The organism is Pyxidicoccus sp. MSG2, assembly GCF_026626705.1.
GTDB lineage: Bacteria > Myxococcota > Myxococcia > Myxococcales > Myxococcaceae > Myxococcus.
Genome location: NZ_JAPNKC010000001.1, coordinates 8,943,374 through 8,956,315, shown reverse-complemented (window position 1 = coordinate 8,956,315; position 12,942 = coordinate 8,943,374). Strand labels below are relative to the sequence as shown.

Sequence of the window (12,942 nt, the reverse complement as noted above, 5' to 3'; positions counted from 1 at the left end):
TCGACGCGCCGTGCTCAGCGCTTCAATTCGGCGTCGACGAGCTGGGTGAAGTCCGCCAGCGGGCGAGCGCCCATCACCGACTTGCCGTTGATGAAGAAGGTGGGCGTGCCGGCGATGCCGCGCTTCTGCGCCTCCACCGTGTCCGCGTCGACGTAGTTGGCCAGCGTGGCGCTGTCGAGCGCCTGGCGGAAGCGGCCGAGGTCCAGGCCCAACCCCTTGGCGTAGCCCTCCAGCGACGCACGATCCAGCGAGCGCTGGTTGTCGAAGAGCACGTCGTGCATCTCCCAGAACTTCCCCTGCTCGTGCGCGGCCATGGAGGCCACGGCCGCGAGCTTCGCGTTGGCGTGCATGGGCAGCGGCTGGTGGCGGAAGACGATGCGCACCTGATTGCCGTACTTCTCGCGCAGCCCGTCGATGATGGTGGCGCCCCTCGCGCAGTAGGGGCACTGGAAGTCCGACCACACCTCCACCGTCACCCGCGCGTCGCGGGCGCCAATGGACGGAGCATCCGCGCGGGGCGTGGCGGCGATGGGCTTGCTCTCGGCGTGGGCATGCGCCTTCGGGCACTCCTTGTCACAGGGCTTGTCGTCGGCGAACGCGGGGAGGGAGAGCGCCAGCAGGGCGCCAGCGGCCATGGCGGTGGTGACCACGAGCTTCATGGGAGGACCTCTTTCGGATGGTTGGGAAATGGGCGCCGGGCCTCCCGCTGGGGAGGCCGGCGGCGCGGGGCTTCGTGGCCCGCGCGCCCAAGGAGTGACGGGAGCGCGGCGGGAGTTTCAGCACGCCCGTGTTATCCCTTCCGGCGTCATGTCCACCACCGAGCGCCTCTACTACGCAGACCCCTTCCTCCACCGCTTCACCGCCCGCGTCGTCGCGCACGGGAACTGGGGCGGCGCCCCCTCCCTCGTGCTCGAGCGCACCGCCTTCTACCCGGAGGCCGGCGGGCAGATGGGCGACCGGGGAGTGCTCGGCGGCCTGCCCGTGAAGGACGTGCAGGTGGATGACGCCGGCACCGTCCACCACCTGATGGACGTCCCCGCGGGCACCGCGCTCCCCGTGCCCGGCACCGAGCTGGCGGGCGAGGTGGACAAGGAGCGCCGCCGTGTGAACATGGCGCTGCACACCGGCCAGCACATGCTGTCGCGCGCGCTGGTGGACGTGGCCGGCGCCGCCACCGTGTCCTCCCGCCTGGGCGAGTCGCTGTGCACCATCGACACCGACCAGGACGTCCTGGACGAGCGGCAGGTGGCCGAGGCGGAGGCGCGCGTCAACGCCATCATCGACGACGACCTGCCCATCCGCGCCTTCTTCCCCACGCCGGAGGAGCTGGCCGCGCTGCCCCTGCGCCGGGCCCCCAAGGTGACGGACAACATCCGCGTCATCCAGATTGGCGACTTCGACGTGTCCCCCTGCGGCGGCACGCACTGCACGCGCACCGGGCAGGTGGGCATGGTGCGGGTGCTGGGCGTGGAGCGCTACAAGGGCAAGGGCCGCGTCCTCTTCTCCGCGGGCCCTCGCGCCCGGCGCGAGCTGTGGGAGGAGGCCGGCACCCTGCGCACCATGGCCCGGGCCTTCACCTGTGGCGTGCCGGAGGTGCCCACCGCGGTGGACAAGCTGCGCCGGGAGCTGACCGAGGCCCGCGAGGCCCTGGGCGCAGCGCGCGCGAAGCTGGCCGAGCACACCGCCGGAGAGCTCGCCGCCGCCCTGGACGCGTCCGCGGACAAGCGTGTGGTGGCGGTGCTCGACGGCGCCGGGCCCGAGCAGCTGCGCGCCGTGGCCGCGCGCCTCACGTCCCGGCCGGAGGCGGTGGTGCTGCTGGCCGGCCGCCTCCCGGAGGGAATGCCCGTCCTCATCGCCCGCGGCGCCAGCTCCACCTTCGGGTGCGGCGCCTTCCTCAAGCGCGCCGCCGAGGCCGCCGGAGGCCGGGGCGGCGGCCGCCCCGAGCACGCCGAGGGACGCCTCCCGCCCGGCACCGACTGGCCGGCCCTCGTGGCCTCCCTGCCGACCTGAGCCCACCTCCCCGCCTTCCCGGTGAGTCAGGACAGCCCCGCCCCCTGACACGCCGTGCTATACGATTCCTCCGAAGGGAATTGCCTGCGCACGTTCTCCCCCGTGCGCAGGGGGCGCTCCACGCGTGGAACGACAGATGATGAGGGGAGTAGGGGGCGGCGCGAAGATGGACGCAGGGCAGCACCGCCAGTTCGAAGAGTTCGCGCGCGCGCGGCGTCCGGGCCTGGTGAGGGTGGCCCGGCGTCTCTGTGCGGGGGGAGGCATTGATCCGGAGGACCTCGTGCAGGAAACGCTGGAGCGCGCGTACCGCCACTTCGACAAGCTGGTGGGCGAGAATGCAGGTGCGGTGAGCGTGTGGCTGAGCACCACGCTGAGCAACCGCTTCCTGGACCATTGCCGGCGGAAGCGCACCGAAGTCCTGGGCGCGCCGGCCCTGCGCGTGGTGCAGGACGACGCGACGGGAGAGCCGGAGCCGGCCGAGCTGTGGGAGCGCGTGACGACCGCCGACTTCCTGCGGGCGATTGAGCAGCTCCGGCCTCCGCAGCTTCGCGAGGCCTACCGGCTGCATGCCTCGGGGCTGCGCTACCGGGCCATTGCCCAGAAACTGAGCACCCCCGAGGGGACGGTGGGCCGGTGGCTCTCCGAGGCCCGGCAGGCGCTGCGGGAGCTGCTGACGCCCGGCGATGCGCCGCGTGAGGACAGGGCCGAGTCATGAGCGAGCTCTGCGCGAGGCTGGAGCACTTCGTCGACGGGGAGCTGCCGCCCGTGGACGCGGAGAACTTCCGCCACCACCTCACCCGCTGTGCCACGTGCGAGTCGAAGATGAAGGAGCTCCTCGCCATGGAGCTGCTCGCCGACGACGCGCTGAATGTCGCCGGTGAGGCGCCCGCGACGGGCCCCGTCGTCATTCCTGGACCGCCCGCCTGGCGCCGCAAGACGTGGCTGATGATGGTGCCCCTGGCGCTGGCCGCGGGCCTGGCCACGCTGGTGCTGGTGTCGCGCGTGGACTCGCAGCCGGATGCGAATGCGCTGTGGCTCGCCCAGGCGCCGACGCGCTCGATGGAGGCCCGGCTGACGCACCCGGGCGCCGACCGGTACCGGCCCCATGAGGTGATGCGCAGCGAGGGCTCGGCGCCGCGGCCGCTGCCGATGCGGGAGATGGCGCAGTTGGAGAAGGCCGGGGACAGCCGCGGCGTCGCCATGGCCTTCCTGCTGCGGGGGGACGTGGGTCAGGCCTCCGCGCACCTGGGCACGCTGCCGCCTTCTCCGGACCTGGACTCGGACCAGGCGGTGCTGGCCCTGCAGCGCAAGGACTGGGAAGGGGCGCTGACGCTGCTGGAGCACGCGCTGAAGGCGAAGCCCCAGCACCCGCAGGCGCTGTGGAACCGGGGGCTCGCGCTACAGGGGCTCGGGCTGTGGTTGAAGGCGGCGGAGTCCTTCGAGCAGGTGGCGGCGCTGAAGGAGCCGGGCTGGAGCCAGGAGGCGGAGCAGCGGGCCCGGCAGCTTCGGGAGAAGGCGGAGCAGGAGCGCAAGGACTGGAAGGGCACGAAGCAGGACTGCGATGAGATGGTGTCCGGGCAGACGCTCCTCACCGAGCAGCAGGTGCAGGCGCGCCCGGGGCTGTCGCGGCTGTGCCTCTATGACGCCATGCGGGCGGCGGCCTCCGCCGAGCGCGTGGAGGCACTGCGTCCCCTCGCCGTCCTGCTCGACCGGAAGGATGGCGGCACCCACCTGGAGGACGCCGTGCGCCGTGCCGCGCGGCGTGACTTTCGGGTGCGGGCGCCCCTGGCGGCGGAGTACGCCCGCCTCACCCGGGGACAGCTGAAGCCGGAGGAGCTGGAGTCCTTCCTCACGCGGCTGCGTGATGCCAGGCAGGAGGACATCCTCCTGGGCGCGCTGCTGTTCGTGAAGGACGCGCGGAAGTACGAGCAGGAGTACCGCGAGCTGGCGCTGGCGACGAGAGACCCGTGGTTCGCGCTCCTGGCGGAGGAGCAGCAGGCCCGGGCGGACGTGCTGCGCGGACAGGCGACGCGGGCGAAGGAGCGGCTGGGCACCGCGCTGCGAGCATGCGGCGGGGATGGGCAGTGGAACTACCGCTGCCTGGAGCTGCACCGGCAGCTGGCCGAGGTGGAGGTTGTCCTCCACCACCCGGTCGAGGCACGCATACAGGCCCTGGCGGGCCTGGAGCGCGCGCGACGTGGAAACGAGTGGGCCAAGGAACTGCGCGTGGTGCAGGAGCTGGGTCAGATTGCCCGCTACCATGGAAGACTCTACCTGGCGCGCGCGTACTTGGAGGATGCACTGCTCCGGATGCCGGTGCCCTGCTCGGACCCGAAGCTGACAGAGCTGGCCCATACCAATCTCGCGCTCGCGTTCTATCGAATCCACGACTTCGCCAGTGCCCGCGAGCAGATAGACCGCGTGGCGCGTTGTGGCCAACCGCCCGAGCTGCCGCGAGCCTTCGTCATCGCTGATCTGGCCCACACGGAGTACCGACGCGAAGGCGACGCGGAGCTGCTCTCGCGCGGCCTGGAAGTGCTGCGAACCTCGCTCTCGAAAGAGGCTGGCGAGCAGCCGCTGCTGAAGCACATCGAAGGCCGCTTCGTCATTGAACAGGATCGCCGAAGGGGGCAGGCGCTGCTACGCCAGGCCATCACGGATGCCGCCCCCCTGCTCGGCTCGGACGGGGATGCCCGGAAGGCGCGCGCCTACAGCTACACGTCGCTCATTCTCGACGCCGCCAGGCATGGCGAGCTGGAGCTCGCCCTGAATCTCTTCGCCGAGGAACGCGGCCTTCCCGTGCCGGAGCGATGCACGCTGGGCGTCACCGTGGACGATGAGCGCACGGCGGTCGTGGTTCGGGATACAGGCGGACGACTCATGGGGGGCTACAGCACGGGCCGACGGGAGCCCCTGACGACGGTGGAGGGACTGGTCCCCTCGAACCTGGTGGAAGCGCTGCGCGCATGTCCCAGCGTGGATGTGCTGGCGCGCCCTCCCGTCCAGGGACAGGCGGGACTGCTTCCGCCCGAAATTGCCTGGACGTACCGGGTCGGTGGCTTCCGCGCGCATGAAGCCACGAGCCCGGCGCGCCGGCTGGTGGTCGCCGATGTCGTCCCTCCTCCGGAAATGCACCTCCCCGCGCTTCGCACGTGGAGTCCGCTGGAGTCGGAGACCGGAGACATCACCCTCCTGAAGGGCATCTCGGCGACGCCGTCCCACGTGCTGGAGGCCCTGCGAGACACGACCGAGGTGCAGATACACGCTCACGGCATCATCGCTCCGGACGAGGCCGACGGCTCCATGCTGGTGCTCTCACCCGAAGCGGAGAGCGGGCGATTCGCGCTGACAGCCTCGGACCTCCAGGGACAACAACTCCAGGGCCGGCCCGTGGTGCTGCTCGCTGCCTGCCATGCGGCCTATAGCCAGGAGTACTTCCACGAGACTTTCGGCCTGCCCGTTGCCTTCATTGAAGCAGGCGCGCGGGCCGTCCTCGCCGCCACGCAGGAGATCCCCGACTCGGAGGTCTCTGCGTTCTTCGAGCCCGTGCTCGCCCGCATCCGAGAGGGAGTTCCTGCCGCCCTCGTCCTCCGCGACGCTCGCCAGGACTGGCTGCGCGGCCACGGCGGAACCTGGGTGCGGCAGGTCCTCCTCTTCCAATAGTCGTCTCTCCCACCCCGAGCCTCTACACCATGAAGAATCGCATCCTGTTGCTCCCCATTCTGCTGACTCTCGCGGCCTGCCGGCACATCCCCGCCCGGGCTCCCAGCCAGGAGGAAATCCAGCGGGAGGCGCCTACCGGAGGGCTCGTCCGGGTCACACTGCACGACGCGACGCAGCCCAACCGCTTCACCAGCTATCTGGTGGACGTGAGCCGTAACCAGATTGTCAACAAGGTCGATGGCTCGACGCGCGAGGAGATGGAGTCCCTGGGCTCCTCTTCCATGAAGAGTGCGTCGGCGGGAACGAAGAGCTTCCTGATTTCGAACGTCAATGTGTACACCGACTGCAAGAACCCGGAGACCGAGCCGGGTTGCACCACGAGCCCGGGCGCGGTGAATGGCGACCCCCATGGAGGTTCCGGTGGTGGCGGTGACCCCACGGGCCACGACCCGGACCGGATGGCGCTGCGAGTGGCTGCACTGTCCTTCTGGTCCATCCGGCAGGTGGGGATTCCCGTCACCCAGAAGCAGGTGACCATGCCGACGCCGACCCGCGGCCAGTAGGAAGTCGCTGAGCCCTGGCAGGGCGGTGGAACCTCATGTCCCCGCCCTGCCGAAGCCGCTCCCCTACTCCTTCGCGCCCTCTCCACCGGGCGCGGAGGGGACGAGCCCCGCGAGCGTCGTCACGTAGTGCGCGGCCACGCGGAGGAAGCGCGCGCCGCGCACGCCCGTGAGGTACTGCCGCTTCATGGCGCGCGTGGAGCCCACGTAGAACATGGCGCGGCGGATGCGCTCGAGCTCCCGGGGCGCGCGCTCCTTCGCCCCGGCCATCCAGTTCTCCACCGTGTCCAGCGCGTCCAGCCCCGCGAAGAAGACGATGGGGCACTCGTGCCCCTTGCACGAGAAGACGGTGGTGGCGCGCACGTGGTCCACGCCACTCACGCGGAAGTCCGTCACGTCCCGGCCACCCTTGCCGCCGTACGCCTCCGCGGGCACTCCCGCGCGCTGGAGCGCCTCCGTGTATTGCGAGGGCATGACGGGCGCCACCACCAGGATGTCTCCCGGGTGCACGCCCTCCTCGCGGATGAGCCGCGCAATCTCCTTCGCCACCTGCCGCGCCTCACTGGCGCCCGAGGCGAAGCCGCGCACCGAGGGCAGCACGCCGCCGCGCTCGGTGGACTGGACACGGAACAGCCCCTCCAGCGTCTCCTCCGGGAGCCAGAGGAGCCCCTCGCGGGCCAGCTCGCCCACCTTCATGTACTCGCGCATGCCGGGCTCGCCGGCCTGGTGCTGGCGCAGCGGGTCCAGCACCACGTTGAAGGCCACGTCGAGGATGTCGCGCGTGGCGCGGAACGTCTCCTTGAGCACGCGGGTGCGGCCACGGAAGGAAAGCCCCTCCGGGAGCTGCTCCTTCAGCGCGTCGATGGGAATCTGCCCGTAGACGTTCTGCGAGTCGTCCATGAACAACTGGAAGCAGCGCACCTGCCGGCCGTCCGGCAGCGGGTACGGGCGCACGAGGCCGTAGAGCGTGGCCAGCGCCTTCGCGTCCATGTCCTGCGCCTCGTCCACGAAGACGGCGTCGAAGCTGCCGGGCTCCGGGCGGCGCAGCGCGCCCACGTGCCGCACCGTCACCCGCGAGCGCAGCGCACGCACCCGCTCACGGCCCGCGCGCTGCACCAGCGCCTCCGTGAGCAGCTTGTCCACCAGCGGCACCAGCGCCCGGTTGAAGAAGGAGACCAGCACCTGCGCCTCCTCGTGCTCCAGCAGGTAGCGCGCCACCCAGTGCGCCAGCACGTACGTCTTGCCGCTGCCCGCCACGCCGCGCACCAGATGGTGCCCGTCGTCGAAGCGCCGCTCGAAGAGGGACACCTGCTCGTGTGAGAAGAGCGGCCGGGCCGGGCGTGCACCCTCGATTTCACCGCCCAGGTTGGCCGGAGGGGCGGGCGCCGGAGGCGGAGGCGACGGCGGTTTCTGCGGCAGCGGCAGCGGCTCCAGGCGCAGGGGCTCGCTGGAGAGCACTCGCAGGCGGGGCAGCAGCGAGAGGAAGCGCTGCGGAATGGTGGCGGCCCGCGCCTCGTCGCGCGAGGACAACACGAGCAGGTAGTCCCGCGCGCGGCTGGCGGCCACGTTGAGCATGGGCACCAGCGTGTGCGGAGGAAACGGCCGGCCTCCCGCCACGGTGTCCACCAGCACCACGTCGTACTGGGTGCCCTGCTGGCGGTGGATGGTGGACGCGCTGAACACGTCCCCGCGCAGGCCGGCGGAGTTCCCCAGCCGGCGCAGCAGCGCGGCCTGGGCGCGGTACGGCGTGACACACAGCACGCTCAAGCCCGAGCGCACTGCCTCGCGCGCGAGGGACACGGCGAGATTCGCCGACAGCTCGCGCTGGTAGCCGGAGCCCGTCTCCCCTCGCCCGTGCGTCAGCCGGCGCGCGTCTCTCGTGAGGCTGTCCAGCACCACCCAGCCGGCGCGCGTGCTGGCGAAGGCGGCCACCGGGGCCGGCCGCTCCGCGCGGGCCTTGACGATGTCACCATCCTCCAGCGCGCCGCCGTAGCAGAAATGGCTCACCACCCGGGCAATGTCGGGGTGCATGCGGTGCTGGGTGCGCAGGAGCAGCACGTCCGGCCGCGCCGCGTCCTTCACCGCGTCCTCCAGGTGCGACAGGCCGCTGGCGCGCAGCCACTTCTGCGTGTCCTTCCCGGCGCCCTCCGCGGCGCGGCTCACCGGGCCAATCTGCTTCGGGTCTCCGGCGAGCGTCACCCGCTCCGCCAGCGGCGCCATCAGCGCGGTGGCGGCCCGGGTCACCATGCCGGCCTCGTCCACCACCAGCCGGGAGAAGGTCTGCTTTCCCTCCAGCTCCGACACCAACCGCAGCGCGCGGTGCACGGTGAGCACCATCAGCGGGCAGTCGCCCTTCTCCGCCTCCTTGAGCGTGGGGTCCTTCACCTTGCCGCGCAGGCCGCGCAGCTCCGCCTGGAGCTTCGCCAACTCGTGCGCGGGGCCGCCCCGCACGCGCTGGAGCATCAGCTCCCGCTCGCGCTCGTCGATGCTGGCGCGGAGCTTCCCGCCCTTCTGGCTGTCTTCGACGATGACGGTGGGCAGCTTCGCCAGCGCGTCGCTCGCGCCGGTGCCGCCGCGGAAGATGCTGCGCAGGGGGCGCAGCGGAATCGGCTCGCGCTCCAGCAGCGCGCTGACGCGCATCACCAATTCGTCCGCGGCGCGGTTGGTGGGCGCCACCGCGAGGATGCGCTCGTTGGGGAAGGCGCGGAGGCTGCGGGCGATGAGGTCCGCGATGGCCGTCGTCTTGCCCGTGCCCGGCGGGCCCCAGACGCAGCCCCAGGGCTGGCTCCACAGTCGGTCCACCGGCAGCCGCTCCGCGTCCTTCGGCTGGAGCTGGGGCGGAGCCTCCTCACCGCTGGCGCGGCGCAGGGCCTGGGTGAGCGCGGGCTGCCGCTCCTCGTACGCCGAGGCGGCCTTGCACAGCGCCTCCGCGAAGTCATAGGGCCGGTAGCACCAACGCTCCGCGGAGAGGGCGCGGCGGTCCACGTCGTCGCCGTGCTCGGGGGCGGCGAAGACGCGACCCGACTCGAAGTCCAGGTGGACGACGTCTCCGCCGAAGACGCAGTCCTCACCGTGGAAGCCGAGAATGGAGCCGCCCGACCAGTCCGGGTCCGCCGCCGGCCGGGGGATGAGCGACAGGACACCGGGCGACTGGAGGCTCACCTCGCGCACGTCCTGCAGCCGCTGCGCGCGGTACTGGCTGCGCTCGGACATCAGCGCCTCGCGCAGGTCTTCCGGCAGGTACGCGGGCGGCGTCCACGCCTCGCGGCGCTTGCCCGCGGACACCGCGGCCTGCATGGCCTCGCGCTCGGCCTTCGTCGCCTCCGTCGGCGCGGCGAGGTCCACCGAGGGCACGCCTTCGGGGTCCACCGTCGCTGGCGCCTTCGCGCCCGAGAGCCGGTTGCGGAATGCGCCACGGGAGTGCGCGGTCCCGCCGTCCACGGGTGCATCGTCGTACTCGACGTGCAGCTCGCGGCTGGGGTCGCCCGTCGACGGCGCTTCGCGCTCCTCGGCGGCCTCGTGCATCCGGTGCGTCATCGGGAAGGCTTCGGACTCCCTCGGCCCTTCGCCGGGCACAGGGGGCGCGAAGGTAGGGGAGGCATGGATCCACGTCAATGCGTCCGCCCCCGGGCACACTCCGTGCACACGGCGCGTGACTTGACAGCCGAGACGGGCCTCCGCCAGCGTCGTGTGCGAGCCCGGGTGTGCAGCCCGGACCGTCATGCACACAGGGGGACTCCCATGAAGGAAGCCGAGGACCAGGAGCAGGGACGCAAGCTCCTCACGGCCGTCGAGCGCATTCTCGCGGACACCGACAGTCTCATCGCGCTGTCGACGCTGCAGCAGGAGAAGGCGCGGCTGAAGGGCCTGCCCGACGAGGACGCCACGCGCGACGCCGCGGCGCTCGAGGTGGTGCGTCACTTCTCCAACCGCTCCGCCATCTCGGGAGGACTGGCCGCCCTCCCCGGCATCGTACCGGGCGCCGGCACGATGGTGGCCGCGCTGGGCGGGACGCTCGCGGACATGTGCTTCATGCTCAAGTTCGAGGTGGAGATGGCGCTCGTGCTCAGCCACCTCTACGGCTACGACATCACCCACGAGCACGAGCGGCAGCTCGCGTTCCTCCTCGCCTCGGTGAGCACCTACGACGCGAAGCGGGAGCGGGACCGCAGCACGGTGGCCGACCTCGCGGAGACGCAGGGCATCGCCTTCTGGAAGTACGCCCCGCGCGAGGCCTCCAAGGTGCTCGTGGGCGTGATGACGAAGATTGCCCTCCTGTCCGTGTCCAAGGGCCTGCTGCGCGCGCTGCCGCTGGTGGGCATCGCCGTGGGCTCGTCCATGAACAAGGTGCTCACCAACCGCGTGGGGGAGCGCTGCATGGGCGAGCTGAAGAAGCGCCGCGAGCTGGCCCCTCCCCGGAGCGCGAAGCCCCCGAAGACCGCCAAGACTCCGAAGAAGGCCCCGGCGAAGGCCGCCAAGGCCCCGGCGAAGCCCAGGACCCGCAAGTCCGGCGCGGCCTGACCGGCTGCCCGGCAAAGGGGCATGGCGTCCGCTGCCGTGCACACCCACATCCACGCCGGGTTTGCTTCCGCGGCCCGGGAGTGTTTAGGGGGGAGCCACTCGCAGCCGATTGACCGCCATGCCCCCTCCGACTCGCTACGCCCACCCCTTCCTGCCCATCACCCGAGCCGACATGCAGGCCCGGGGCTGGGAGCAGTGCGACATCATCATCGTCTCGGGTGACGCGTACGTGGACCACCCGGCCTTCGGGCCGGTGCTCATCGCCCGCTTCCTCGAAGGCCGGGGCTTCAAGGTGGGGCTCATCTCCCAGCCGGACTGGCACTCGGCCGAGCCCTTCAAGGCCCTGGGCCCGCCGCGCCTCTTCTTCGGGGTGGCCGCCGGCAACCTGGACTCGATGCTCAACCGGCTGACGGCCCAGAAGAAGAACCGCTCCGAGGACCAGTACAGCCCCGGCGGCCGCACCAACTGCCGGCCGGACCGCGCCACCATCGTCTACGCGCAGCGCTGCCGCGAGGCGTACCCCGACGTGCCCATCATCCTGGGCGGCATCGAGGCCAGCCTCCGTCGCATCGCCCACTACGACTACTGGAGCGACAAGGTGCGCCGCTCCATCCTCTTCGACTCCAAGGCGGACCTGCTCGTCTTCGGCATGGGCGAGCGCCCCATCATGGAGGTGGCGGACCGGATGCGCCGCGGCGAGCGCATCCAGGACATCCGCGACGTGCGCGGCACCGCGTACACCATCAGCGACGAGGAGATGCGCGCCCACGAGGCGGACCCGGCGAAGCGCGCCGCGGACCGCAAGACGGTGGTGCTGCCCCCCTACGAGACGGTCATCGCGGACAAGCAGGCCTTCGCGGTGATGAGCCGCGACTTCCAGATGGAGACCAACCCGGGCAACGCGCGGCCGCTCGCGCAGCGCCACGGCAACCGCGCCATCTACATGAACCCGCCCGCGCTCCCGCTGGAGGACGGCGTGGGCGAGGCCGGCACCGAGGGGCGCTCGGTGGCGATGGACGAGCTGTACGACCTGCCCTTCAACCGCGTCCCGCACCCCATCTACAAGGACGAGGGCATCCCCGCGTACGAGACGGTGAAGCACTCCATCGTGCTGATGCGCGGGTGCTTCGGCGGCTGCACCTTCTGCTCGATTACGGAGCACGAGGGCCGCGTCATCCAGAGCCGCTCGGCGGAGAGCGTGCTGCGCGAGGTCCGCGCGCTGCGGCGCATGGGCGACTTCCGCGGGACGATTACGGACCTCGGTGGCCCCACGGCCAACATGTACAAGCTCAAGTGCAAGAGCGAGGACATCGAGAAGAAGTGCCGCAAGCTGTCCTGCGTCCACCCGGGCGTGTGTGAAAACCTCCAGACGGACCACGGGCCGCTCATCAGCCTGATGCAGGACGTGCGCAAGGAGGACGGCGTCAAGCACGTCTTCATCGCCAGCGGCGTGCGGTACGACCTGGCGGAGCGCTCGCCGGAGTACGTGAAGGAGCTGGCCGCGCACCACGTGGGCGGGCAGTTGTCGGTGGCGCCCGAGCACGTGTCCAAGCGCGTGCTGGAGAAGATGAAGAAGCCGGGCATCGAAAGCTTCGAGCGCTTCCAGAACATGTTCGCCTGCGCGAGCGAGGAGGCCGGCAAGGAGCAGTACGACATCCCCTACTTCATCAGCGGCCACCCGGGCTCCACGCTGGAGGACATGGTGGAGCTGGCGCTGTGGCTGAAGAAGAACGGGAAGCGGCCCCGCCAGGTGCAGGACTTCATCCCCACGCCCATGGCCATGGCCACCGCCATGTACTACTCGGGCATGGACCCGCTGAAGATGGAGCCCGTGTACACGGCCCAGGGCCTGCGCGAGAAGAAGCTGCAGAAGGCGCTGCTGCTCTACTGGAACCCGGAGCAGTGGCCGCTGGCGCGCGAGGCGCTGAAGCAGGCCGGCCGCGACGACCTCATCGGCCGGGGCCCGCAGGCGCTGGTGCCGCCGGAGACGCCCGCCGAGGCCGCCCGCCGCCAGCGCGCCGAGCAGCGGGACGACGAGGACGGCCCGCGCGAGCCGAAGGCTCCAGCGCCCCGGCAGCACTCCGGCCCCCGTCCTGGAGGCAGCGGCCCCGGACGTCCCGGTGCGCGCCGACCCGGGGGCCCGGGCCCTGGTACCCGCTGACGGCAGTGGCATGCTCGCCGCCCTCTT

At 71.4% G+C, this 12,942-nt stretch carries 8 protein-coding genes; 6 read left to right on the top strand and 2 right to left on the bottom strand.

Annotation, left to right across the window (positions count from 1 at the left end):
* Window positions 1-14: 14 nt before the first annotated feature.
* Complete coding sequence (locus OV427_RS35110) at window positions 15-659, bottom strand: DsbA family protein (protein ID WP_267860581.1); 645 nt, start codon at window positions 657-659, stop codon at window positions 15-17.
* A gap of 148 nt (window positions 660-807) precedes the next feature.
* Here OV427_RS35110 and OV427_RS35105 point away from each other — a divergent pair, with 148 nt between their 5' ends.
* The 4 genes from OV427_RS35105 to OV427_RS35090 all read left to right on the top strand — a co-directional run bounded on the left by OV427_RS35105 (window position 808) and on the right by OV427_RS35090 (window position 6,236).
* Window positions 808-2,010 (top strand): alanyl-tRNA editing protein, encoded by a 1,203-nt coding sequence (locus tag OV427_RS35105; protein WP_267860580.1) that lies wholly within the window; start codon window positions 808-810, stop codon window positions 2,008-2,010.
* A gap of 139 nt (window positions 2,011-2,149) precedes the next feature.
* On the top strand, window positions 2,150-2,725 hold the full coding sequence (locus OV427_RS35100; RefSeq protein WP_267863522.1) for an RNA polymerase sigma factor: 576 nt from the start codon (window positions 2,150-2,152) through the stop codon (window positions 2,723-2,725).
* A complete protein-coding gene (locus OV427_RS35095) occupies window positions 2,722-5,673 on the top strand; it encodes a CHAT domain-containing protein (RefSeq protein WP_267860579.1) in 2,952 nt (983 codons plus the stop codon). The genes OV427_RS35100 and OV427_RS35095 overlap by 4 nt, the downstream gene beginning before the upstream one ends.
* A 29-nt stretch (window positions 5,674-5,702) precedes the next feature.
* Complete coding sequence (locus OV427_RS35090; RefSeq protein WP_267860578.1) at window positions 5,703-6,236, top strand: hypothetical protein; 534 nt, start codon at window positions 5,703-5,705, stop codon at window positions 6,234-6,236.
* 63 nt (window positions 6,237-6,299) lie between these two features.
* On the opposite strand, the gene OV427_RS35085 is transcribed toward OV427_RS35090, so the two are convergent.
* Entirely contained in the window at window positions 6,300-9,770 is a 3,471-nt protein-coding gene (locus tag OV427_RS35085) for an AAA family ATPase (RefSeq protein WP_267860577.1), read from the bottom strand.
* Between the two features lie 204 nt (window positions 9,771-9,974).
* On the opposite strand from OV427_RS35085, the gene OV427_RS35080 reads away from it, so the two are divergent.
* Both OV427_RS35080 and OV427_RS35075 read left to right on the top strand, forming a co-directional pair.
* Window positions 9,975-10,754: an EcsC family protein gene (locus OV427_RS35080; protein ID WP_267860576.1), complete on the top strand. Its 780-nt coding sequence runs from the start codon at window positions 9,975-9,977 to the stop codon at window positions 10,752-10,754.
* A gap of 118 nt (window positions 10,755-10,872) precedes the next feature.
* Complete coding sequence (locus tag OV427_RS35075) at window positions 10,873-12,915, top strand: YgiQ family radical SAM protein (RefSeq protein WP_267860575.1); 2,043 nt, start codon at window positions 10,873-10,875, stop codon at window positions 12,913-12,915.
* The last annotated feature ends 27 nt before the right edge of the window (window positions 12,916-12,942 follow it).